The sequence below is a fragment of the Brevibacillus humidisoli genome (genome assembly GCF_020923435.1).
GTDB classification, from domain to species: Bacteria; Bacillota; Bacilli; order Brevibacillales; family Brevibacillaceae; genus Brevibacillus_E; species Brevibacillus_E humidisoli.
In genome coordinates, this window is the sequence record NZ_CP087263.1 from 3,758,247 (window position 1) to 3,781,308 (window position 23,062).

At 52.8% G+C, this 23,062-nt stretch carries 20 protein-coding genes; 5 read left to right on the top strand and 15 right to left on the bottom strand.

All coding sequences use genetic code 11. From position 1 onward, the window contains the following. Window positions 1-5 precede the first annotated feature (5 nt). The 4 genes from hisD to LOK74_RS18410 form a co-directional block, all read right to left on the bottom strand. Entirely contained in the window at window positions 6-1,298 is a 1,293-nt protein-coding gene (gene hisD, locus LOK74_RS18395; protein WP_420908687.1) for a histidinol dehydrogenase, read from the bottom strand. A gap of 21 nt (window positions 1,299-1,319) precedes the next feature. Next, on the bottom strand, window positions 1,320-1,991 hold the full coding sequence (hisG, locus tag LOK74_RS18400) for an ATP phosphoribosyltransferase (protein WP_230043452.1): 672 nt from the start codon (window positions 1,989-1,991) through the stop codon (window positions 1,320-1,322). Further along, window positions 1,988-3,169: an ATP phosphoribosyltransferase regulatory subunit gene (locus LOK74_RS18405; RefSeq protein WP_230043453.1), complete on the bottom strand. Its 1,182-nt coding sequence runs from the start codon at window positions 3,167-3,169 to the stop codon at window positions 1,988-1,990. Before LOK74_RS18405 ends, hisG begins: the two co-directional genes overlap by 4 nt. A 181-nt stretch (window positions 3,170-3,350) precedes the next feature. Further along, window positions 3,351-4,388: a zinc-binding alcohol dehydrogenase family protein gene (locus LOK74_RS18410; RefSeq protein ID WP_420908799.1), complete on the bottom strand. Its 1,038-nt coding sequence runs from the start codon at window positions 4,386-4,388 to the stop codon at window positions 3,351-3,353. A 122-nt stretch (window positions 4,389-4,510) separates the two neighbouring features. On the opposite strand from LOK74_RS18410, the gene LOK74_RS18415 reads away from it, so the two are divergent. Then, window positions 4,511-4,876: a winged helix-turn-helix transcriptional regulator gene (locus LOK74_RS18415; RefSeq protein ID WP_230043455.1), complete on the top strand. Its 366-nt coding sequence runs from the start codon at window positions 4,511-4,513 to the stop codon at window positions 4,874-4,876. Here LOK74_RS18415 and LOK74_RS18420 read toward each other — a convergent pair. Beyond that, window positions 4,857-5,342, bottom strand: a complete 486-nt coding sequence (locus LOK74_RS18420) for an acyltransferase (protein WP_230043456.1) — start codon at window positions 5,340-5,342, stop codon at window positions 4,857-4,859. The genes LOK74_RS18415 and LOK74_RS18420 overlap by 20 nt on opposite strands. Window positions 5,343-5,388: 46 nt before the next feature. After that, window positions 5,389-6,321, bottom strand: coding sequence for an HPr(Ser) kinase/phosphatase (gene hprK / locus LOK74_RS18425; RefSeq protein ID WP_230043457.1), 933 nt, complete (start codon window positions 6,319-6,321; stop codon window positions 5,389-5,391). A 222-nt stretch (window positions 6,322-6,543) separates the two neighbouring features. Here hprK and LOK74_RS18430 point away from each other — a divergent pair, with 222 nt between their 5' ends. Together LOK74_RS18430 and LOK74_RS18435 are read left to right on the top strand one after the other, a co-directional pair. Beyond that, window positions 6,544-7,857: a sensor histidine kinase gene (locus tag LOK74_RS18430; RefSeq protein WP_230043458.1), complete on the top strand. Its 1,314-nt coding sequence runs from the start codon at window positions 6,544-6,546 to the stop codon at window positions 7,855-7,857. Window positions 7,858-7,883: 26 nt separating this feature from the next. Continuing rightward, window positions 7,884-8,504 carry an accessory gene regulator ArgB-like protein gene (locus LOK74_RS18435; RefSeq protein ID WP_230043459.1) on the top strand — a complete coding sequence of 207 codons (621 nt, stop codon included), beginning with the start codon at window positions 7,884-7,886 and terminating at the stop codon, window positions 8,502-8,504. A 183-nt stretch (window positions 8,505-8,687) separates the two neighbouring features. On the opposite strand, the gene LOK74_RS18440 is transcribed toward LOK74_RS18435, so the two are convergent. From LOK74_RS18440 to uvrB, 4 genes are read right to left on the bottom strand one after another with little or no spacing between them, the layout of a single operon-like run. After that, complete coding sequence (locus LOK74_RS18440; protein WP_230043460.1) at window positions 8,688-9,056, bottom strand: phage holin family protein; 369 nt, start codon at window positions 9,054-9,056, stop codon at window positions 8,688-8,690. Window positions 9,057-9,068: 12 nt separating this feature from the next. Then, entirely contained in the window at window positions 9,069-9,698 is a 630-nt protein-coding gene (locus LOK74_RS18445) for an HD domain-containing protein (protein ID WP_230043461.1), read from the bottom strand. A gap of 27 nt (window positions 9,699-9,725) precedes the next feature. Continuing rightward, on the bottom strand, window positions 9,726-12,593 hold the full coding sequence (gene uvrA, locus LOK74_RS18450; protein ID WP_230043462.1) for an excinuclease ABC subunit UvrA: 2,868 nt from the start codon (window positions 12,591-12,593) through the stop codon (window positions 9,726-9,728). 16 nt (window positions 12,594-12,609) lie between these two features. Then, the gene (gene uvrB / locus LOK74_RS18455) at window positions 12,610-14,586 is read right to left on the bottom strand and encodes an excinuclease ABC subunit UvrB (RefSeq protein ID WP_230043463.1); all 1,977 of its coding nucleotides are present in this window, start codon (window positions 14,584-14,586) and stop codon (window positions 12,610-12,612) included. 147 nt (window positions 14,587-14,733) lie between these two features. On the opposite strand from uvrB, the gene LOK74_RS18460 reads away from it, so the two are divergent. Beyond that, window positions 14,734-15,660 carry a flagellar hook assembly protein FlgD gene (locus tag LOK74_RS18460; protein ID WP_230043464.1) on the top strand — a complete coding sequence of 309 codons (927 nt, stop codon included), beginning with the start codon at window positions 14,734-14,736 and terminating at the stop codon, window positions 15,658-15,660. Window positions 15,661-16,071: 411 nt separating this feature from the next. Here the strand turns inward: LOK74_RS18460 and LOK74_RS18465 are convergent, their stop codons facing one another. The 5 genes from LOK74_RS18465 to ftsE form a co-directional block, all read right to left on the bottom strand. Beyond that, entirely contained in the window at window positions 16,072-17,352 is a 1,281-nt protein-coding gene (locus tag LOK74_RS18465) for a PDZ domain-containing protein (protein ID WP_230043465.1), read from the bottom strand. Between the two features lie 151 nt (window positions 17,353-17,503). Continuing rightward, entirely contained in the window at window positions 17,504-18,985 is a 1,482-nt protein-coding gene (locus LOK74_RS18470; RefSeq protein ID WP_230043466.1) for a S41 family peptidase, read from the bottom strand. An 89-nt stretch (window positions 18,986-19,074) separates the two neighbouring features. Next, on the bottom strand, window positions 19,075-20,265 hold the full coding sequence (locus tag LOK74_RS18475) for a murein hydrolase activator EnvC family protein (RefSeq protein WP_230043467.1): 1,191 nt from the start codon (window positions 20,263-20,265) through the stop codon (window positions 19,075-19,077). A 47-nt stretch (window positions 20,266-20,312) separates the two neighbouring features. Further along, window positions 20,313-21,203: a permease-like cell division protein FtsX gene (gene ftsX / locus LOK74_RS18480; RefSeq protein ID WP_230043468.1), complete on the bottom strand. Its 891-nt coding sequence runs from the start codon at window positions 21,201-21,203 to the stop codon at window positions 20,313-20,315. Next, a complete protein-coding gene (gene ftsE / locus LOK74_RS18485; protein WP_230043469.1) occupies window positions 21,193-21,879 on the bottom strand; it encodes a cell division ATP-binding protein FtsE in 687 nt (228 codons plus the stop codon). The genes ftsX and ftsE overlap by 11 nt, the downstream gene beginning before the upstream one ends. 296 nt (window positions 21,880-22,175) lie before the next feature. On the opposite strand from ftsE, the gene LOK74_RS18490 reads away from it, so the two are divergent. After that, a complete protein-coding gene (locus tag LOK74_RS18490) occupies window positions 22,176-22,997 on the top strand; it encodes a VanW family protein (RefSeq protein WP_230043470.1) in 822 nt (273 codons plus the stop codon). Window positions 22,998-23,062: the final 65 nt, after the last annotated feature.

The following is a 23,062-nucleotide window of genomic DNA, read 5'->3' on the forward strand; positions in this document are numbered from 1 at the left end:
CTGACTCAAAGTTTTTCCGGGTCGTTCCCGAGATCGTTTAACCGCTCTCCGATCGCACGGGCATGGGCGGTCAGCCCTTCCTGTTCGGCGATGGCCATGATTTTTGCACCGTTTGCCTGCAGATCGCGTTTGCTGTATGAGATCACACTCGTTTTCTTGACGAAATCGTCTACTGACAGCGGCGAGGAAAAGCGGGCCGTGCCGTTCGTCGGCAGCACGTGGTTGGTTCCTGCAAAATAGTCCCCAACCGGTTCCGAACTGTATTCACCGAGAAAAACCGCACCGGCATTCTCCACTTTGCCCAGGTGAGCAAACGGGTCATCCATCATCAGTTCCAGATGTTCCGGTGCCAGTCGATTGACGACAGCAAACCCCTCTTCCAGGTCGCTGACGACACAGATGGCACCGTGGTTGGCGAGCGAAGCAGCCGCTATCTCACGGCGCGGCAGCTCCGCCAGTTGGCGCTGCACCTCTGCCTGGACCGCTTCCGCGAGTGAGCGGGAAGGTGTGACCAGCACGGCAGAAGCCAGCGGATCATGCTCCGCCTGCGAGAGCAGGTCGGCGGCGATGTAACGCGGGTTGGCCTGTTCGTCTGCCAGAACGACGATCTCGCTCGGTCCTGCCACCATGTCGATATCGACCAGTCCGAATACTTCCCGCTTGGCGAGCGCCACATAGATGTTGCCCGGGCCGACAATCTTATCGACAGCTGGGATTTGCTCAGTACCGTACGTTAACGCGCCGATCGCCTGCGCACCCCCCACTTTGTAAATCTCCGTCACCCCGGCAATCCGTGCCGCAGTGAGAATCACCGGATTGAGCCGGCCATCCTCTCCGGGAGGAGATACCATCACAATCTCTTTTACACCTGCTACCTGTGCTGTGACACCCGTCATCAGCACCGACGAGGGGTAAGCAGCGAGACCTCCCGGAACGTACAGACCGACCCGCTTCAACGGGCGGATCAGTTGCCCCAGCATCGTGCCGCTCTCCTTGCTGGTAAACCACGATTGATGGATTTGGCGTCGATGATAGTCGCGGATATTGTCTGCCGCCTCCCGCAGCGCCTGTACCACAGCAGGATCTACTTGTGTTTCCGCCTCTGCCCATTCCGCTTCACGAACGGAAAAATCCTGCAGTCGCACACGATCAAATCTTTCTGTATAGAAACGGAGTGCCTCGTCTCCCTCCGCCTTCACTCTGCCCAGGATCTCGCGCACCGCCTCCTGCTGCTCCCGCGTACCGCTATCTACACTGCGACGGGTATCAAAGTTGGCGGCGTCAACCATCTTGATCATCTCTTTACTCCCCTCACATTTTCAAAAGAATTCCCGCTTACCGGAACGGTTAGGCCGGGGAATGACCGACAGAAATTTCTGTGCGATGTCATCCACCGCTTCACTTTTCATCCGGTAGCTGGCACGATTGGCGATCAACCGGGTCGTAATCTCACAAATATGTTCCAACTCCACCAGTCCGTTTTCTCTCAGCGTCTGGCCGGTGGAGACGATGTCGACGATTCGGTCAGCGAGACCGATCAGCGGGGCTAGCTCCACTGAACCATTCAGCTTGATCACCTCAACTTGCTGACCCTGTTCGCGAAAATACTGGGATGCAATACGCGGGTATTTGGTAGCAACGCGCGGCGCTTCGACCGGCTTCCAATCAGGCAGCCCCGCTACCATCACCCGGCAGTAGCCGATCTGCAAATCAAGCAGTTCATAGACATCCCGTTCTTCTTCCAGCAGCACATCTTTGCCGACCACCCCGACATCGGCTACCCCGTACTCCACGTAGGTGGGTACGTCTGTTGGCTTGGCCAGGATAAACTGCAGATGACTGTCTGCAACCGGAATAATCAGTTTGCGCGAGTCCTGCAGATCAGCCGTCACGGTAAGCCCGGCCTGCTTTAAAAATACGAGGGACTCCTCAAATATACGCCCTTTTGGCATGGCAATCGTCAGTTTCTGCAGCTGGTCCGCACCGCTCATCCGGCCTCCCCCTCTCCCGTCATTTCGATCACTTCGACGTCGTCTCGCGTAACGAACGCACCGGCGTCAGCGGCGTGACCGATCAGTTGGGTCAACACGACACGCCCCAACTGCCGCTGTCGCTGCGCTTCCAGCAGCGCCCGCCGACGATTCGGTTCCGTGTAGAGGATCAACAGGCCGAGTTTTTTTGGCTCTGGTCGGCTGGAAGTCACCTGTAGGAGTCGGTCCATTTTGATCGCAAAACCAGTCGCAGGTGCCGGTCGTCCAAACCGGGCCAGCAGATGGTCGTAGCGCCCCCCGCCGATCAGCGGCGAGCCCAGATCAGCCGCATATCCTTCAAATACAGTTCCCGTGTAGTAGTTAAGATTGAGCACCAGGTTAAAGTCAAGCAGCAGGTGTTCGGTCACACCGTACGCTTCCAGTGCCTCCCATAGAGATTGAATGGTTTGCACAGCCTGGCGTGCTTTGCCGTTGACGGTGAGCTGCCGTGCTTGCTCGATCTTCGCCTTTCCCCCTCTCAAGCGCAACAGGGCGTGCAGGCGCTCTCGCCCCTCTTCGGCGATCGGCAGGGAATCGACAAGCTGGCGATAGCCGACGTAGTCACGGTCATGCAAGAACTGCCGAAACTGCTCATGATAAGAGCGGTCAGGCACGATTTCTTCAAGCAGACCGTCCATAAAGTCGGCGTGACCGATCGCTACTTTGAAGGAGGTGACACCGGCAGATTGCAGACAAGCTACGGCCAATGCGATCACTTCCGCATCAGCATCTACCGAGTGATCCCCGATCAACTCCACTCCCGTCTGATAAAACTCGGCGTTCCGGCCTGCCTCCTTCTCCTGAGCGCGAAAGACATTGGCCTGGTAGTACAAGCGTATTGGAAAAGGCACTTGCTTATACAAAGAAGAGACAACCCTGGCAATCGGCGCCGTCATGTCCGGTCGGAGCACCACTGTATGCCCTTGTTTGTCCAGCAGCTTAAACATCCGTTCTGTTGTGGTCAGACTCGCCTCTCCGACGGTATCATAATACTCAAGGGAAGGAGTGGCGATCTCTTCGTAGCCCCACTTTTCAATCTGTCCCCGCAGTGCTGCCTCCAAGTAGCGCTGTTTCGCCAGCGATTCCGGTAGAATGTCGCGCATGCCTAACGGTTTTTCAAATCCTAACGGCTTAGCCATCTGATTCTCCCTCCGAACGCTTTACTCTGCTAATGAACTAAAGCAAAGTGAGTTAGTAGAACTTTACCACTAAAGAGACAAATGGTCAACAGTCGGAACAATAGTTTGACAATTGGGAAAAACAAGGCAGGGCAAAAGAAAAACTCCGGTGGTCTACTATGGCCACCGGAGCAAAGTTTCTTCACTCAAACCCTTCCAGTACGATCTTTCCGATTGTATGTCCTGTCTCCACCTTGGCGTGTGCCTGTCGCAAGTTTGCCGCATTGATCGGATGCAGTCGTTCCGTCAGCGTCGTACGGATGTTTCCGCCATCCACTAGACCGGCGAGCTTGTTCAGCAGCTTGTGCTGTTCCTCCATATCAGCCGTCTGGTATAGCGAACGTGTAAACATCAATTCCCAGACAAACGTTGCACTCTTGTTTTTTAGAAGGGTTAGATCAAGAGGTTGATCCGTCTCGACAATAGAGCAGATTTTCCCTTGCGGCGCGATCGCCTCACTCATGCTGTGCCAGTGCTTGTCGGTACTGTTGAGGCAAAGAATGTAGTCAACATGGTCAAAACCGATCTCTTTTAGTTGCGTCGCAAACGGTTGATGATGATTGATCGTGTAGGTGGCCCCATGCTGCTTTGCCCAGCGGATCGATTCATCGCGTGAGGCTGTACCGATCACGGTTAACCCTGCCAGACTGGCTAATTGCGTCGCGATCGAGCCAACTCCGCCAGCTGCACCGATGATCAGGATCGTTCTTCCCCGATTGGCTTCGGCAGCAAACGGGATGCCGAGACGATCAAAAAGTGCCTCCCAGGCTGTAATTCCAGTGAGCGGCAGAGCGGCTGCTTCGGCAAAGGTAAGCGTTCTGGGCTTCTTCCCTACTATCCGCTCGTCTACGAGGTGGTATTGACTATTGCCGCCCGGACGAGCGATGCTGCCTGCGTAATACACCTCATCTCCTGCTTGAAACAAGCTGCTGTCAGAACCTGTCTGCACCACGATCCCTGCCACGTCCCATCCGAGAATCCTCGGCTGTTCTTCCACCTTCTCTTTTGGTGCGCGTACTTTCACATCTACCGGATTGACCGAGATCGCCTGCACCTGGACAAGCAGGTCGCGCCCGGTTGGAGTGGGTTGTTCCACTTCGACATCAAGCAAGCTATCCGGATGATCGATCGGCAAATAGCGGGTCAGTCCAACTGCTTTCATCGTTTTCTCTGTGTTCATAACCATCGTTCCTCTCCTGTTTTTTTGCCTACAGCCCGATTATATGTAGTATAATTACTTTTTGTAAGTAGGCACATTCATGTGATGTAGTATCACTTTGTATACCATGGGAGGATGAGGAGATGAGGAATCGCAAAAGCGGGTACGGGCACTGCCCCAATGATGAGGCATGCCCGGTCGAAACAACGTTGGATGTGATCGGCGGTAAATGGAAAGGGGTCCTGCTCTATTATTTGCTTGATGGAAAGAAACGCTTCAACGAGTTTCGGAGAATCTGCCCGGGCATCACGCAGCGCATGCTGACCCTGCAGTTGAGAGAGTTGGAACAAGACGGAGTGATTCATCGAGAGGTATACCACCAAGTTCCGCCGAAAGTGGAATACTCGCTAACCGACTTCGGCAGAACCCTGGAGCCCATCATATTGGAAATGAAAAAATGGGGGGAGATGTATAAGAAAACCGTGCAGCTTACTCGACTTCCCGAATGATCTGCATCGGATTGCCGCCAACGAAACAGCCAGCAGCGATGTCTTTGTGAACCACCGTACCGGCTGCCACAACCGCTCCATCGCCAATCGTCACACCAGGTAGTATGATGCTGTTGGCGCCAATCAGCACACCGTCCCCGATCCGCACCTCACCTAACCGATACTCATCGACCAGGTATTCGTGCGCCAGGATCGTGGTGTTATAGCCGATGACGCAGTTTTTCCCCACTTTGATCAGCTCGGGAAACATGATGTCGACCATGACCATGAGTGCAAAAGCGCTTTGCTCTCCCACTTCCATCCGCAGCAGCCTGCGGTACATCCAGTTCTTCCACGATAAAAACGGGGTGTAACGGGAGAGTTGGATGACGACGAAGTTTTTGACGACTTTCCAGAAGCTGACGGTTTGGTAGAGCTGCCAGAGTGGGTTGGCCCCCTGCACCTGGTATCGTTTTGTCTTTCGCATATGCTTTGCTAGCCCCTTGTTTTCATAGTCTAAACGGCGAGTTCACTTATAGATCTGGTTCGGCGTCCTCAATCGTATCCGTCAGCCGCTTGGAAAAATGGACAGCGGCGTTGTAACCCATGCGTTTCAGGCGGAAGTTCATCGAGGCTACCTCAATGATCACGGCCAGGTTGCGGCCAGGGCGGACGGGGATCGTAAGCAGCGGAATCTCCGTATCCATAATCTTCATGGTTTCCTCGTCCAAGCCTAGGCGTTCATACTGTTTATGCTGATCCCACAGCTCCAGTTTTACCACCATGGCAATATTTTTTACGTTCCGCACTGCCCCTGCTCCAAACATCGTCATCACGTTGATGATCCCCACACCACGAATCTCCAGCAGATGCTGAATCAGCTCAGGCGCACTGCCGATCAGTTGGCCCTCCTGGGTCTGGCGGATCTCCACTGCATCATCGGCGACCAGCCGATGGCCTCGTTTCACCAATTCCAGTGCTGTCTCACTCTTGCCGATCCCGCTGGCGCCCACGATAAGCACCCCTACCCCGTAGATGTCGGTCAGCACGCCGTGCAGCGTCGTCGTCGGGGCCAGACGGTTTTCCAAAAAGTTCGTCAGCTTGCTGACCAGATTGGTCGTAGCGAGCGGAGACTGCAAAACCGGAATATTCCGTTCGTTGGAGATTTCCACCATCTCAGGTGTCACATCTTGACTGCGGGTGATGCAGAAACAAGGAGTTTGCTCATCCATCAGAAAGCCTAGCCGCTCTACCCGCTCTGCTTGACTCAGGGTTTTGAGAAACCCCATCTCTGTCAAACCGAGCAGCTGAATCCGCTCTGCTGGATAATGGGACAAATACCCTGCTAATTGCAGACCGGGCCGACTCAAGTCGGTCACCGTGATCTCCCGCCCCAGACCATCCTCACCACTCAAAACTTTCATATGGAACTGTTCCACCACGTGGCTTACTCTTGTTTTTCGCATAAGATTCTCCTTTATGTCCCAGGTTGGATTTGCCGCGCCTGATTTTTCTCTATTGTAGCCAATCGTCCGACTCGACGACAACCTTTCCCTTCTTGGTTGTTTCCTTGCCTATCGTTTACATTCTGCGACTTTTTTCATAAGATAGTAGTGGATTAACAGACTTTCAAATCATATGGCACCACGCTTCTATTGCGATTTGTAAACGAGAAGGAGGGCGGCCTGATGAACAGCCTACTAGAATTTTTCCTACTCAACGTGCCCGAAGCTCTCGTCGTCCTCATGGTTGGATTGGCCGTCTTCAACAAATCAATCCTGCCCAAGTGGAAGCAGGGACTCTTGTTCAGCTTCCTGTATGGGAGCGGCAGCTTTTTGCTGACTCATCTTGGCTTGTCTATTGATGTAAAAGCATTCCTCCTACTATTCTGGATGTTCGTACTCGTTTATTGGCTGATTGAACGAAAGACTTGGCTCGCCCTGGTCATTTGTGCAAGTTCATTCTCTTTATTCTTTATTTCTGAATTCTTTATCATTATTTTTTTCCAGACTTTCTCCATTAATCTTGACGAGATTATGGAAAACAAACACTATCTTTACTTGGCGGTCTGGCTGTACTTTTTATTTTTGCTAATCATCACCGTTATCTTGAGGTTCCTTCGCTTTGATATTCGTCGGTTAATGCCCAAAGCCAAACTAAACCGGTATTTAACCTTGCTCATTCTGGTAGGAAGTATTGAATTCTTTTTGATTTTGTTTATGAGTACTCATTTCTATCTGGCAAAGAAAAATGTTCTACCCTTATTATACTTGGATCACGTCCCCATTTTGAATTGGGCGATTCTGGTTTTGTTTATCGTGATTACCTATTTATTCTGGGTCTATTTAAGCCTCACGATCGATCGCGTAGAAACCGAAACGGAAACTCCATACTTGCAGAACATAAACGAATTATTGACTGCTATCCGCTCGATCAAACACGATGCTGTCAATCACTATACCGCTATCGATGGCTTCCTAAAGGTAGGTATGTACGACATGGCGTCAGATTATGTAAAGCAGCTAATGCGCGAAACAACCAATGTGGTGCAAGCTGTCGATGGTGTAAAGAGTCCAGCCGTTTCAGCCCTGCTTCATTCTAAAATGGCTGTCTGTATGGCGGAGCGGATTCATTTTTCCGTCAACATCCAATCCGAGTCCCAGTTTTCATTTGTAAAGACGTATGATCTCATTAAAATCCTCGGCAATCTGCTAGACAATGCGATCGCCGCTACGCTTGAGGAAGTAGAGGAGAACCGTTTTATCGTTCTTCGTTGGGAAGATACAGACAAAGAGCGGTCCCTGTACATCGAAAACAGCGGTCCCACGATACCTACCGACAAACTAGATGAGGTTTTCAATCTCGGTTATACAACAAAAGGAGAGGGGGAAGGAGGAGTTGGACTTGCTGTCGTGAAAAAGGTAGTCAAATCCTATGGCGGTCGTATTAAGGTATCCTCCAACAACGGTATCACGCGCTTCTCCATTTTATTTCCTCTGTAGGGAAAGATGTTAGGAGGAATGATCATTTGAGTTGGACAGAAAAAGTGTCGAACCGATTGGCAAGGAGACTTGTCACCGAAGGAAGTCCTTATTCCCTTGGACAAATATCGCACGGGATAGAGATCTTTCTTTTGATGGTACTCAATGCGGCATTTCTGTTGGTCGTTTCTTATATTCTGGGCTGTTTTATGGAATCAGTCGTGATTGGATTCATCTATATGCTCCATAGAAATTTCACAGGAGGGGTTCACTTTAGAAACCAATCGGCTTGCTTTTTCATCGGAAATGCCTTGATGATCGGCTTGGCCCTCATTGTAAAATCGTTGCCGTCTGTACCGGATGTTTTTTCCTACTCTCTCATTAGCATCAGTTTCGTATTGTCGTATCTCGTAAACGCGCGGCACGCACCGGCGAAGCATATCTATGTAGAATACGATCCATTCATTATCAAAAGGAATCGCACAATTATCTTAAGATTGTTAATCTTTGGTTGTCTTTTATCTTATTTATTAGTATACTTTGCTTATAGCAAGTTTGCCTTTGCTTACACAGTTGCTATATTACTCCAATCGATATTGCTCCATCCCGTCATATATCGACTGGTTGAGAGTATCGAACATAAATTCTTCAAAGGAGTTGATTTATGATGTTGAAGAAAATGGTTGAGCGAGCCAATGGTTTTTTTGCAACTGTATCTGCTCACAATCTGTCCGGTAAATGCTGCACAGGAATCTTGCACGAACCTAAACCGCCTCACCTTCGTGAAAAATAATAATATTTTCACTCGTGCCTAATTAATAAATCTAGTCAAAAAAGCCGCATCGTAAGATTTACGATGCGGCTTTTTTCTTACGTGTCATTCGGTGAATGACGGCAGCAAACAAACTCATCGTCGCCGCCGCAAGAACAGTCGTCATCAGTGAATCCGGCCACACGCCAATCTCAAATCCATCGATCAGGTAGGCCGTCAAGGCAAACGTCACAGCATTTGTGAAAAACCAGAATAATCCCAATGTCAAGAAGTTGAGCGGCATGGTCAGCATCACCAGGATCGGCCGGATCATCGTATTCACCAACCCCAGGATAAAAGCAGCCATGACCGCCACACCAAACCCGGTTACTTCTACCTCGTCAAACAAATAGCTGATCGCCAAGAGCGCTCCCCCATTAAGCAGCAACCGGACCACCCATCTTAACATTCTCTCCCCTCCTCAAGAGATCCCTCTCAGCTCCTTCTCCCACTGCTCAAAAAACCGCAGCATAAAGGCGTGGCGCTGCTCAGCTATCTGCCTCGCCGTTGGCGTAAACAGGCGGTCCTTTAGTTTGACTAGTTTCTGTTCAAACTCTCGCTGTGGGGTATGCTGGTCGAGTTGGTCGGACTGTAACGGCTGACCGATGACCCCGGAATAGGCGAACGCCCGGCCAATCCCGACCGCTCCGATCGAGTCCAGTTTATCAGCATCGAACAAGATCTTTTCCTCCAGGGTTTGTGGAGGATTCTCTTTGCGCCAGCGGTGAGTCAGGATCGCTTTTTGAACGGCCTCGATCACCGCGTGGTCATAGCCCTCCTCCCGCAACATGGGCTCACACTGTCGAGCACTGATTTGGGCGTGGCATTCTTTTGTCCGTCTTTCTTCTGCACGCCCGATATCGTGCAGCAAAGCAGCCAGCCGGAGCACTGTCATCTCGGCCCCTTCTTCACGGCCAATTCGTTCACAGAGGGCCATCACGCGCAGGTTGTGACTCCAATCGTGCGCCGGATCCTGTCCGTCAAAACAGCGTTCCGCCCGCTTCAGTAGCCGCGGTGGCAGTGCTTCTACAATTAGCGCCGCGTAATCCATCGCTCCTCCACCCTTTCTTAGTCCGGATTATTTCGCCACCAACTGGTCCATCCGGGCCAATGTCCGCTGGCGGTCGCGCTCCAGGATCGGTCCGAGAAACTGTCCGGTGTAGGAGATATCCTGCTGAGCTACCTCTTCCGGAGTGCCGGTTGCGATGATTTCACCGCCGCGAATACCACCTTCCGGGCCGAGGTCGATAATATAATCAGCTGTCTTGATCACATCCAGGTTGTGCTCGATCACCAGCACAGTATCGCCGTTCTCCACCAACCGCTGCAGCACTTTTAGCAAGCGGTCGATGTCGTCCGTGTGCAGACCGGTCGTCGGCTCATCCAGGATGTACAGCGTGCGCCCATTGCTGCGCCGGTACAGCTCCGAGGCCAGTTTGACCCGCTGCGCTTCCCCACCGGAGAGCGTCGTCGCCGGCTGCCCCAGATTCATGTAGCCTAGTCCGACATCGTACAGCGTCTGCAGCTTCCGCTCAATACGTGGAATGTTGCGGAAAAACTCCAGCGCATCCTCGATGGTCATCTCCAGTACATCTGAGATGCTTTTGCCTTTGTACTTCACTTCTAATGTCTCACGATTGTAGCGCTTGCCGTGGCAAACCTCGCAAGGCACGTAGACATCGGGCAAGAAGTGCATCTCGATCTTGATAATCCCATCTCCGCTACACGCTTCACAGCGGCCTCCTTTGACATTGAAGCTGAAACGTCCTTTTTTGTAGCCGCGCACTTTGGCCTCATTGGTCTGGGCGAACAAGTCGCGGATGTCGTCAAACACACCGGTATAGGTAGCCGGGTTGGAACGCGGGGTACGGCCGATCGGCGACTGGTCGATATCGACTACCTTATCCAAGTGTTCCAGGCCGGTGATGCGCCGGTGGCTGCCCGGCTTCGCCTTGGCACCGTTTAACTCGCGGGCCAGCGCTTTGTGCAGGATTTCGTTCACAAGGGTACTTTTCCCCGATCCGGAAACGCCGGTGACAGCGACAAACACGCCGAGTGGAATCTTGGCGTTCACGTTTTTCAGGTTGTTTTCGTTTGCCCCTTCGACAGTGATCCACTTGTCGCCTGCCTCACGACGATTGAGCGGCACCGGGATGAACTTTCGCCCGCTCAGATAGGCTCCGGTGAGCGAGTTGGGATTTTCCATCACTTCTTGCGGTGTCCCAGCCGCCACTACCTGACCGCCGTGAATACCCGCTCCGGGGCCGATGTCGATCACGTAGTCGCAGGCCAGCATCGTATCTTCATCGTGCTCCACGACAATCAAGGTGTTGCCCAGACTGGTCATGTGTTCGAGCGTTTTGATCAGACGGGCGTTGTCGCGCTGATGCAGCCCTATACTAGGCTCGTCGAGGATGTAGAGGACGCCCATCAGGCTGGAACCGATCTGCGTAGCCAGGCGAATGCGCTGCGCTTCCCCACCGGAGAGCGTTCCCGCAGCACGGCTGAGGGTCAAATAATCAAGCCCTACATCGATGAGAAAACGGAGCCGTGCTTTAACTTCTTTCAGGACGAGATTGGCAATCTTGGCGTCTTTCTCGTTCAGCTCCAGCTGATCGGCATAAGCAAACGCATCCGAGATGGAGAGTTCAGTCAGTTGGGAAATGTTCTTGCCGCCCACCAACACGGCCAGGCTCTCCTGCCGCAGACGCTGCCCTTTGCAGACCGGACAAGGCTTCTGACTCATGAAACCCTCGATCTGTTCACGGATGTAATCGGAACTGGTTTCCAGATGACGCCGCTGCAGGTTGGGCACGACCCCTTCAAACGGAACAACCGCCTCTCGAACCTGGCCGAACTCGTTTTCATAGCGGAAGTGAATCTTTTCGCCTCGGCTGCCGTACATGACAATTCGCAGTTGTTCCTCCGGCAACTCTTCCACAGGGATATCCATGTCAATCTCAAAGTGGCGGCAGGCCGACTCCAGCAACTGCTGGTAGTAGGTGGATGACTTCGGCTCCCATGCCTCGATCGCGCCTTCATTCAGACTTTTGCGGGTGTCTGGTATCACCAGATCAGGGTCCACTTCCATCTTGACCCCCAGGCCGTCACATTCCGGACAAGCTCCGTAGGGGCTGTTAAATGAGAACATGCGCGGCTCCAGTTCACCGATGGAAAAGCCGCAGATCGGGCAAGCATGCTTTTCGCTAAACAGCAGCTCTTCCTGATCGATCACGTCCACGATGACTTTGCCGTCGGCCAGTTTCAGTGCTGTCTCCAGCGAATCAGCCAGTCTGGTCTGCGCATCCGGTTTGACCACGATCCGGTCAACCACCACTTCAATCGAGTGCTTCTTGTTTTTTTCCAGCTTGATCTCTTCTGACAGGTCGCGCACTTCGCCATCAACCCGTACACGAACGTAGCCTTCCTTGCGAATCTCATCGAGCAGCTTGACATGCTCTCCTTTGCGTCCCTGTACCAGCGGCGCCAGGATTTGCAGCCGTGTGCGCTCCGGGTACTCCATCACCCGGTCGACCATCTGTTCAATCGTCTGCGAGCTGATCTCGATTCCGTGCTCCGGGCAGATCGGTTTACCAATGCGCGCATACAGCAGCCGCAGGTAATCGTATATCTCGGTTACCGTTCCCACCGTTGAACGAGGGTTGCGGCTGGTCGTCTTCTGATCGATGGAAATCGCCGGTGACAGTCCTTCTATCGAATCAACGTCCGGCTTGTCCATCTGTCCCAGGAACTGCCGGGCGTACGCTGACAAGGACTCGACATACCGCCGCTGCCCTTCTGCGTAAATGGTGTCAAACGCCAGTGACGACTTGCCGGACCCGGATAGACCAGTCAGCACGACAAACTTGTCGCGCGGAATGGTTACATCAATATTTTTCAGATTGTGCGCCCGGGCTCCTTTTACTACTATGTGCTCCAGCGGCATGCTGAGATTCCACTCCTCACATTTCAGCTTTCAATTCCAAAATCAAATCGCGCAGTTCAGCCGCCCGTTCAAACATCAGATTGCGGGCTGCCTCTTTCATCTCATCTTCCATCCGCTCAATGACCCGCAGGCGATCTTTCTTCGGCATCTTCTTGAAGTCAGCTTGCGGCAGATAGTCCGCCTTTTCTTCCGCCACCTTGGTCGCTTCGATCACATCGCGAACCGCCTTCTTGATCGTTTGCGGCGTGATGCCGTGCTGTTCGTTGTAGGCGATCTGTATCGATCGGCGCCGCTCTGTCTCCCGAATCGCAGCGGCCATCGAATCGGTGATCTTGTCGGCATACATGATCACTCGGCCTTCCGCGTTGCGGGCTGCGCGGCCAATCGTCTGGATCAAGGATCGCTCATTGCGGAGGAAGCCTTCCTTGTCCGCATCGAGGATCGCCACCAGCGACACCTCTGGCAGATCCAGTCCTTCCCGCAGCAGATTGATCCCGATCAGCACATCAAACTCACCCAGACGGAGCGACCGCAGGATCTGCATCCGTTCCATCGTCTTGATATCAGAGTGCAGGTAACGAACTTTGATGCCGATCTCCTTGAGGTAGTCGGTCAGATCTTCGGCCATCTTTTTGGTCAGCGTGGTCACCAATACGCGCTCGTCTTTGGCAATGGTGGCTTGAATCTCACCGATCAAGTCGTCAATCTGCCCTTTGATCGGGCGCACCTCAACCGTCGGGTCGACCAAGCCGGTGGGCCGGATCACCTGCTCGACGATCTCCGGACTGTGCTCCAGCTCAAATGGTCCGGGTGTGGCTGAAATAAAGACAAACTGTGGTATCTTCCCTTCAAACTCTTCAAACGTCAGCGGTCGGTTGTCGCGGGCCGAAGGCAGTCGGAAGCCGTGCTCTACCAGGACGTCCTTGCGCGCTCGGTCCCCGTTGTACATCCCGCGCACCTGCGGCAGGGTCATGTGCGACTCGTCAACCATCAGCAAAAAGTCATCCGGAAAATAGTCCAGCAATGTGTAGGGCGGATGGCCCGCAGGCAAACCGGTCAGATGACGGGAGTAGTTTTCGATGCCCGAACAAAAGCCCATCTCTGCCATCATTTCGATATCGTACCGCGTCCGTTGCTCCAGCCGCTGAGCTTCCAACAGCTTGCCTGCGGCATGCAGTTCGGCCAGCCGCTCCTCCAGCTCCCGCTGAATATTCTCAATCGCCCGCTTCATTTTTTCATCGCGAGTGACGAAGTGGGATGCCGGGAAGATCGCGACGTGATCACGCGTACCCAGGATTTCTCCCGTTACTACGTCAATCTCCGTAATCCGCTCAATCTCGTCGCCGAAAAACTCGACACGGATCGCCTGCTCGCTCTGCGAGGCGGGGAAAATCTCCAGTACGTCGCCGCGCACCCGGAACGTGCCGCGCGTAAAGTTGATGTCGTTGCGGTCATACTGGATATCGACCAGCCGATGCAGGACTTCCTCCCGACTCTTCTCCATGCCGACGCGCAGGGAAAGCAGCAGTTCACGATATTCTACCGGTGAACCCAAACCATAGATGCAGGAAACCGAGGCGACGATGATCACATCCCGCCGTTCAAACAGCGCACTGGTCGCGGAGTGACGCAGTTTGTCGATCTCATCGTTGATGCTGGCATCTTTTTCGATATAGGTATCGGACTGAGGGATGTAGGCTTCCGGTTGATAGTAGTCGTAGTAGCTGACAAAGTATTCGACTGCGTTGTGCGGAAAAAACTCCCTGAACTCAGCCGCAAGCTGAGCCGCCAATGTCTTGTTGTGGGCCATCACCAGTGTCGGCTTGTTTACCCGCGCGATCACCTGGGCTGCGGTAAAGGTCTTCCCTGTCCCGGTAGCACCGAGCAGGGTCTGGTACCGTTTGCCGGCGATGATCCCCTCCGCCAGGCGATCGATCGCCTGCGGCTGATCGCCGGACGGCTGATACTCGGAAACCAATTGAAAGCGATCCATCTAGCCGTTCATCCTTCCTATTGTACTATCATCATTATAGCACAAAATGTAAGTCGTTAAGCAGAGAATTCGAACATTTGTTTGTCTATTGCCTCGTCCCCTTTTTGCCGATATGAAAAGAGATGACGAAACATGGGGAGGATCACGATGCCAAACAGCGTCAACGACACCGTCTATATTCCACCCAACTGGAGTTATAAAGGCAAAAAAGAATTCAGTACTGAAATAGATCAAAACTCTTTTATGAAGCTGCTGATCGAGCAGTTGAAACAGCAAGATCCATTGTCTCCGATGGACAACCAGCAATTCGTGCAGCAGACGACGATGATGACCATGGTGGAGCGGCTGACTCGCATCCAAACCTTGATGGAGGAATCCAACAGCAGTTTGCTCAACCTGCCTCAATACGAGACATTGATCGGCAAGACAGCCACCTATGACATGGTGACCGTCGATGAGGCAACCGGAGAGAAGTCGGTCGAGGTTAAGACGGACACCATCAACGACGTTAAAATGGTCGACGGCAAGATCATGTTCGTGATTGGCGAAGATGTCGTTCCGCGTGGAAACGTCCACGGACTGGACTCGGAAGGCATGTCGGACGACAGCCTGCTGGATAGTGCGCTGAAGTTTACGCAACTGCTCGGAACGCTGGTCTCCTATACGGAACAGGAAAAAGTGGATGCGGATGGCGATCCAGATACAACCGACGATATCTCCACAGTCGATGTGACAAAACAGGGGACGATTACCGGTTTCAACGTCAAAGACGGATTGATCGAATTCACCCTCGACAATGGCAAGAAGCTCGGCATGGCCGACATCATCGGTCTGGAAATGGCTCCAGACAACATCCCGATGGACAATACGCTCAAATACACGCAACTGATCGGCTACACGGTCACCTATCTGGAAGAGGTCGTCAACGACGATGGCTCCAAGGAATCGGTAGAGAAAACAGGAACCATCGACGCTGTCAGCATGAAAAACGGACTGGTTGAGTTCTTGTTGGCAGATGATCAGAAGATTTCACTGCGGGATATCATTGGATTTGAGGCATCGAATAACGGATAATGGACTGTCGCTTGGTCGACCGGAATCCTCTAGGAAGCTGTTCTGAGAAGCCATGAAAAGGCCTCGGGACAGCTTCTTTTTCCCTTGCGCACAATCCCCTTGTAATTCTGGTCTTATAACGAACTGGAACTGCGCCTCAGTTTGCATATTCTTGGCCGCTTTGATCTGCTCTGTCAGTTCGTTGAGAGAGAACGGGAAGGAGAGATACTGTTCCTCCCATAACGCTAGATACCTCTCGGCTATGTCAGATTCCAATGAACCGTCGGTCGATCCCATTCCCGGCATGGTTATCGCCAGATCAACGAGGCATCATTGCTTTGGAGGCGCCTCATCCGGTGGTGCCGTATAGACAGCCAAAAGCCCGTCCAATCGTAGATCGGTACGGGCTGAGACTACTTATTTTGTTTTCACCTACGCTCCCATCTTCAGCTTCTGCAGTTGCTTGCCAAGCAGTTGGACCAAGCTCAGTTTGCGGATGTCCATATAGTACTGTGTCTCCTGATCGGGGACGACGATAATCCCCAACTGGTGATGGTTGCCAGCATAGACGGCACACTGGAGAAACTTCACTTCCTGCTGATAGGTGAGCACTTCCATCTTGCAAAATGCCGGATTGGCCTGCAGGGCCGGATACAGTTGTTCCTTGTCCCGCACCGAGATCCCGTTTACCTTGACAATGATCTCCCCCGGCAGTATCCCTAGCTCTTCCGCTGGTGTGTTGGGGATCACGGCCATCACCTTAATCCCTTTGGACGATTGGATAAAGTAGGGCGGCAATGCTTGTTCGCGCCTGCGGCTGTACCAGACCAATGCTTCGTGTCCGGCAACGGCAAACAGAGCAGCTAGTACAACAAGCGCCGGCAGCCAGACAGCAGCATAGGAGAGTCCCAAGAGGAGAATCGCGTACCATGTCAGCACACGAGAGCTTTCCCTCACTTTTTGGCGCGGCGTCATCGCCTGTGTCAGATCGGAAAAGCCTGTCACAGCAGGCAGCAGCAGCAGGGCAAAGGAAGCACTGCTCCATTCAGATGAAAACAGCGGCCAGCCTGAATAGAGCGCCTCTGTCACGCCGGAGGAAGAGTCGGTTGGCACGAACAGGAGCAGTGGTGTCAACCAAAAGGACTGAAGCTGATAAGCCCCGATAATCCGCCCTCGCTTCCCGCCGATGAACAGTGGAGACGCATCACGGCTGCCAACGGCACGGACGAGCATCGCCTCAGCCAGATGCAATAACGCGACCAAGGCAAGCAGCGGTACTGGCTGCACCTCCATCAGCCATCCCCATACTACGCCAACGGTCGAAAACTGTGCGGGCTGCGGCCACAGCAGCGCAACCAGATGGAGTAGCGTCAACAGACCTGCGGCATAAGCCAAGCAGAGGAAACGCAGCCGAAAAAAGGCGAGCAAAATGGCCAGAAAAGCGGTCATCCAGATATCCGTCACCTGAACCACCACACCCAATGCCGCCGCTATCACCGAGACCAGCAAGCCTCCAACAAGCCCCCAGCCAATCGAGCGGATCGTCTGAACCAAAGGTATATGAAGTCGAACCGCAAACAACTGACGTTCAATCGCCATTTGTTTGCGATACTGCAGGTATATGAACAAGGCGAATACGTATAAAAGTGGGTTTAGCAGTAACTGAACGATGCCATACAACACATCGGACAGCATCCCCCATCCATTCAGCATCCGACCGATCACCTCATTTTCCAAAAACTGGATGTATACCGAGCCTCAGACGACGGCATGGCCGTAGTTTGGCGAAACAGAAAAAAGACCACGGCAGAATAAACCGTGGTCTTACCTTTCTACAAGCTGCAGGCGATTCCCTGCCACTGGATTATTTTGTTTTCTGCTGCTTCAACACTTCAATCGCTCGCTGCAGCTGCAGGTCGTTTTGCGGATCTCTGATCTTCTCCAGCAGCGCTTCATGGAGCGCCTCCACTGTCGCTTGATCCACCTTGCCGGTTACGGACAGCTTATGCTCCTTCTGGAACTGTTTGACGGCCTCTTCCGTTCGCTTGTCAAAGTAGCCGTCTTCGCGTCCCGGATCAAGTCCCAATCCTTTCAGGATCACTTGCAGGTTCTTCACCTCGGGACCAGCCAAGTCAAAGGTTAATGCCTTGTTGTCAGGCAGTCGCGCGGCATTAAAGTATTCAGGCTGCTGCACAGCGACGTCCGGTTCAATCCCTTTGTTGTTGATCCAGTCGCCATTTGGCGTCAGCCACTTGGCGATGGTCAGCTTGATCAGACTGTCATCTTCCATCTGTACGGTACTTTGTACTGTTCCCTTGCCAAATGTCTTCTCACCGACCAGTTTGTAGCCGCCGCTCTCACGCATCGCGGCCGCGAGTATCTCCGAAGCGCTTGCGCTTCCTTTGTCGGTCAGCACCACGATCGGGTATGGTTTCAATTCTGATGCTTCCGCGTTGTACGTATCACCCTGTTTGGAACTTCCTTTGCCATACTCGATCTTGACGATTGGTTTCTTGTCGGGAAGCAGCGTCTTGGTGATGTCGACCACCGCTTTCAGGTACCCACCGGGATTTCCCCGCACATCAATAATCAAGCCGTCGATGCCTTCCCCCTCCAGGCGGTTTACCTCCTCCTGGAATCGAGCGGCTGTCTCGGTGGAAAACTGGGCGATCTGGATCTTGCCAAAGGCAAACGAACCGCTCTTTAAGCGTTCACCGTAGACCGTCTCAACCGGAATCTCGTCACGAGTGACGACGATGGTCAGCGGTTGAGCCGTACCCTCACGAACCACTTCCAGCGTCACCTTGGTTCCCTTGGGGCCGCGGATTTTCTCAACTGCTTCGTGGAGACTCAATCCCTCCAGCGACTCGCCGTTTACACTGATCACCTGATCGTTCGGACGAAGCCCCGCCTTCTCTGCCGGCGAATCCTTGTACGGAGATACAATCGTCACCCGTCCGTTCTTCATCGTCACTTCTGCGCCGATGCCCTGAAAAGAGGAGTGCAGCGCGTTGTTGTACTCACCGGCCGATTCCGGGTCCATGTAAGCAGAGTAGGGGTCTTCAAGCGACTGAATCATCCCTTCAATCGCTCCCTCGACCAATTGATCGGCAGGTACATCCTGCACGTACTGGCTCTTGATCACGTTATAAGCATCATGCAGCTTGGCAAATTCCTTCGGGTACTGACTCTGCCCGCTCCCTGGCAGGAACGCATCCCCCAAGGCGGCGATCGCACCCGATGTAGGGCTATTCAAGCTCCCTTTTACGACAGTTATCGTAAACATACTGCTGATTACCATGCTAAATGCAACCAGTAAAAATACCAAACGACCGTTCCATCTCATCGTTTCTACTCACCATCCTTTGCGCTTCCGGAAAAAAGGTATGCAGCTAGTTTATGCAAACCGGACGCACAATATTTACCTGCGGCTCATCAGCGGATCAAAGGAGCCGGATCGATCGCCACGTCGTTTTTGTAGACCGTAAAGTGGAGGTGATTACCGGTGGAGCGGCCCGTGGAACCTACCTCTGCAATCTTTTCCCCTCGTTGGACGACTTGTCCCACTTTTACCTGGATGCCGCCTTCGCGGATGTGAGCATACAGGGTACTGTACGTTTCATCGTGCTGGATGATCACGGCATTGCCATAGCCCCGATACAGACCGGCGAGGATGACCACGCCTTTCTCAGCGGCATAGATCGGTGTCCCCTTGGGGGCGGCCATGTCCAGTCCGTTATGTCCGGCCGATTTGCCGGTAAACGGGTCAGTCCGCATGCCGAACCCAGAGGTAAACGTAAACGACCCAGGCGGCAGCGGCAGGCCCAGCTTTCCGCCACTTGCGATGACGCTGCCGCCCTGCATGCGGATTTTCTCCGCCAGTTTCGCTTTCTCCTGTCTGGCCATCGCGAGCAGATTCTCCTCAAACTGCACCAGACTGTCGTGCAAATCTTCCTCTTTTTCCTTCAACTCCGCCTTAATCGCGACACTCTGTTTGTACTGAGAATCCAGATCCGCCTTGAGCTTCTCTGCCTCGGCAAACATCGTCTCCAACTTGGCCAGGTGCTCGTCCACTTCTTTCTTCTTGGCCTCGATCGTTTCCTTGTCACGAATGTTTTCCTCAAGTATACGCTTGTCCTGCTCAAAAATCGTCTGCAGTGCGTGGAAGCGGTTGAGGAAGTCGCTAAAATCGGTAGAGCCGAGCAGAACCTCTAGATAAGAGACGGTGCCGTGCTCATACATCGCTCTCAGCCGCGTTTTCAGCAGCACGTCCCGTTTGGCCACGCGCTCAACCGCCTCGTCCAACTGCTGCTGCGCTTTGACGGCTTCACCTTTGGTGACCTCAATCTGACCGTCCAGCTTGTCCAATTTATTCTGCGTCTCATTGCGCCGCATGTCAATGTATAAAAGTTGGTCTTCCAATTCCTTCTGCTGAACCTGGATCGCCGAAATCTGCTGTTCCAGTGATGAGATGTTCTTCTTCTGCTCGCTCATCCTCGCACGGATTTGCGCGATCTCCTGATTGATCTTCTCCAACGAGCTATTTTCCGCCCAGCCCACAGCCGGGATCATCGTACACACAAGCACAGTTGTCAAGATGATCGGAAAAACGACTTTCTTGTTCATACGTCTCCTCCCCGGTCAAAGCTCATGCGTTTTTTCTTGGTCATCGCTTACACCCGCAAGAATCGGCGAACCGATACCAGACTGCCCCAGATACCGATGAACGCACCGATCGATACCAGTAGCAGCGCAATCTCGTACACCAGCGGGAACAGCGGCAGCAGCGTATCAGCAAATAGCGGCGTGCTCATCGCAGCCTGCAGCAAGAAGTGGTAGCCCACGCTGAGCAGGATGATCGGGATCAACGCTCCCGAGATCCCCATGATCAATCCTTCCACGAAGAACGGCCAACGGATAAACCAGTTGGTGGCGCCAACCAGCTTCATGATCTCAATCTCCCGCCTGCGCGCAACGATCGTCAGCTTGATCGTGTTGGCGATCAGAAACATCGCGGTAAACGAAAGCAGGATGATAAAGACCAGTCCTACGTTGCGAACAATGTCGGTGACCGCAAACAATTTTTCGACGTGTCCTTCACCGTAAATCACTTCGTCCACATGGTCGAACTCATTGATGCGGGCAGCAATCGCTGTTGTGTCCTGCGGCTTTTTTGCTTTGACGACAAACTTGTCAGGGAGCGGGTTCTCTTCTTCCAATCCGTCCAGCAGGTACGCCTGATCTTTAAACGATTCCTGCAACTCCTTCAACCCCTGCTCCTTGGGAACGAAGGTGACCGAGTCCACATTGGGCAGGGAACGGATCTGTCGCTCCACTTGGTCGATGTCTGCTTTCTCGGCCAGCAAGTCCAGAGTGACGTTGATTTCCACTTGTTTCTCCACTGTTTTGGCGATATAATCGACGTTCATCGCAAGCAGCAGAAAGACTCCCAGAATTAACAGCGTGATGGTGACGGCACTGACCGAAGCAAACGTCATCCAACCGTTTCGGCTGATGTTCTTTGCCCCTTCGCGCACGTGGCGTCCAAGCGTCCTAAGCTTCATAGCCGTAGTCCCCCTTCTGCTCATCGCGGACGATCTGACCATTTTCGATCGCGATCACCCGCTTGCGCATCGTGTTGACAATCTCACGGTTATGAGTGGCCATGACTACTGTCGTACCACGCTGATTGATCTCCTCGAACAGCTTCATGATCTCCCATGAAGTATCGGGGTCGAGGTTACCAGTCGGTTCGTCGGCGATGATGATTCCCGGGTTGTTGACCAGCGCTCTGGCCAGGGCAACCCGCTGCTGTTCACCGCCGGACAATTGATTGGGCAGCATTTTTGCCTTGTGCTTCAGTTTGACCAGACCCAGCACGTCCATGACGCGCGGTTTGATTAACTTTTTGGAAGCTTCGATCACTTCCATCGCAAAGGCTACATTCTCAAATACGGTAAGCGTGGGCAGCAGTTTGAAATCCTGAAATACCACCCCGATACTGCGTCGTACCAGCGGTATCTGGCTCTCTTTGATGCGGCTTACGTTAAAACCTCCGAGGAAGATCTGGCCTTTCGTCGGTTTTTCCTCGCGGTACATCAGCTTGATAAACGTCGACTTCCCGGCGCCGCTCGGGCCGACGACGTAAACGAATTCACTTTTTTCTATCCGTACATTAATCCCCTTTAGGGCATGGGTACCGTTCGGATAGGTTTTCCAAACGTCAAACATTTCGATCAAGTCTGTCACATCCTAACATCGCGGTTGTTGATCTTTATCAGAATCGGCTATTTCGTTTTATTCGTTATCATCCGTTATCAATCATTTCGACAGAAACAAGCGTCGTCGTTACCCCTTGCAGCACGTTTTGACAAGAAAAGAAATCAGACGACACCTTTCCTATTATACCATCGGAAATAGGTTCTGTTATCCCCTAAATCTCTCATTTCTTGTCAACCCTGTCGGATCGGAGCAGGAAAATGTGCCTTTCATTACGAAGGAGAGAACGGCACGACCTTGATGAGGAGGACACAGCCATGATTTGGCCCAAACAGACAAAGAGAAGCCGCATCCGACTGGCAGTGGGAAAATCGGTGTATACCAAACTGCGCTATCTGCGCTGGCTGCGATGGAGAAAACGGTTTGCCCGAGAGTTCGCAGACGTCCAGACGTTTCCTGTCATCGTGTTCGAACATCGGACACCCCTGCTGCGCAGGTTAAAAGATGTGGACATGAAGCTGCAGTACAACAAAATCATCAACTTGCGGCTGGCCTCCGAGAAACTGAATGGATTGTTGCTGCGACCCGGTCAGCTCTTTTCTTACTGGCGCGCGATTGGCCGTCCGACCCAGGCAAAAGGATATGCAGAAGGGATGGTATTGGAACACGGCCGCTATAAAGCGGGCATCGGCGGGGGGCTCTGTCAACTCTCCAACCTGCTGTACTGGATGGTGCTGCACACACCGCTGACCGTTGTCGAGCGTTGGCGGCACAGCTACGACGTCTTCCCCGACGCCAACCGCACACAGCCGTTTGGCAGCGGGGCCACCTGTTTTTACAACTATATTGATCTGATGTTTCAAAACGATACGGAATGGACCTGGTGCCTGGAGATTGAACTGGACGATACGCATCTGATCGGCCGCTGGCGAGCGGACCGGCCTGTCCCTTACCGTTACGAGATCGTAGAAAAGGAACATCAGTTTATCCCCAATCCTTTTGGTGGCTACATCCGGTACAATCAAATCTATCGAAATGTATATGAAGGAGAGCGATTCGTAAGAGAAGAGTTGGTGACGGAAAACCAGGCGATCATGATGTACGAGCCATTGTTGGGTGATGCTCAGACTGAGGATTAACAACACGACACCAAGAGGACGAGAGGGAAGGTTCTGATTCCACTGGGGAACAGAACCTTTTTCTA

What these genes read in the sequence shown, in the direction of transcription:
- hisD (WP_420908687.1), bottom strand. Translation starts at nt 1,298, where the DNA reads ATGATCAAGATGGTTGACGCCGCCAACTTTGATACCCGTCGCAGTGTA.
- hisG (WP_230043452.1), bottom strand. Translation starts at nt 1,991, where the DNA reads ATGAGCGGTGCGGACCAGCTGCAGAAACTGACGATTGCCATGCCAAAA.
- LOK74_RS18405 (WP_230043453.1), bottom strand. Translation starts at nt 3,169, where the DNA reads ATGGCTAAGCCGTTAGGATTTGAAAAACCGTTAGGCATGCGCGACATT.
- LOK74_RS18410 (WP_420908799.1), bottom strand. Translation starts at nt 4,388, where the DNA reads ATGAACACAGAGAAAACGATGAAAGCAGTTGGACTGACCCGCTATTTG.
- LOK74_RS18415 (WP_230043455.1), top strand. Translation starts at nt 4,511, where the DNA reads ATGAGGAATCGCAAAAGCGGGTACGGGCACTGCCCCAATGATGAGGCA.
- LOK74_RS18420 (WP_230043456.1), bottom strand. Translation starts at nt 5,342, where the DNA reads ATGCGAAAGACAAAACGATACCAGGTGCAGGGGGCCAACCCACTCTGG.
- hprK (WP_230043457.1), bottom strand. Translation starts at nt 6,321, where the DNA reads ATGCGAAAAACAAGAGTAAGCCACGTGGTGGAACAGTTCCATATGAAA.
- LOK74_RS18430 (WP_230043458.1), top strand. Translation starts at nt 6,544, where the DNA reads ATGAACAGCCTACTAGAATTTTTCCTACTCAACGTGCCCGAAGCTCTC.
- LOK74_RS18440 (WP_230043460.1), bottom strand. Translation starts at nt 9,056, where the DNA reads ATGTTAAGATGGGTGGTCCGGTTGCTGCTTAATGGGGGAGCGCTCTTG.
- LOK74_RS18445 (WP_230043461.1), bottom strand. Translation starts at nt 9,698, where the DNA reads ATGGATTACGCGGCGCTAATTGTAGAAGCACTGCCACCGCGGCTACTG.
- uvrA (WP_230043462.1), bottom strand. Translation starts at nt 12,593, where the DNA reads ATGCCGCTGGAGCACATAGTAGTAAAAGGAGCCCGGGCGCACAATCTG.
- uvrB (WP_230043463.1), bottom strand. Translation starts at nt 14,586, where the DNA reads ATGGATCGCTTTCAATTGGTTTCCGAGTATCAGCCGTCCGGCGATCAG.
- LOK74_RS18460 (WP_230043464.1), top strand. Translation starts at nt 14,734, where the DNA reads ATGCCAAACAGCGTCAACGACACCGTCTATATTCCACCCAACTGGAGT.
- LOK74_RS18465 (WP_230043465.1), bottom strand. Translation starts at nt 17,352, where the DNA reads ATGCTGAATGGATGGGGGATGCTGTCCGATGTGTTGTATGGCATCGTT.
- LOK74_RS18470 (WP_230043466.1), bottom strand. Translation starts at nt 18,985, where the DNA reads ATGAGATGGAACGGTCGTTTGGTATTTTTACTGGTTGCATTTAGCATG.
- LOK74_RS18475 (WP_230043467.1), bottom strand. Translation starts at nt 20,265, where the DNA reads ATGAACAAGAAAGTCGTTTTTCCGATCATCTTGACAACTGTGCTTGTG.
- ftsX (WP_230043468.1), bottom strand. Translation starts at nt 21,203, where the DNA reads ATGAAGCTTAGGACGCTTGGACGCCACGTGCGCGAAGGGGCAAAGAAC.
- LOK74_RS18490 (WP_230043470.1), top strand. Translation starts at nt 22,176, where the DNA reads ATGATTTGGCCCAAACAGACAAAGAGAAGCCGCATCCGACTGGCAGTG.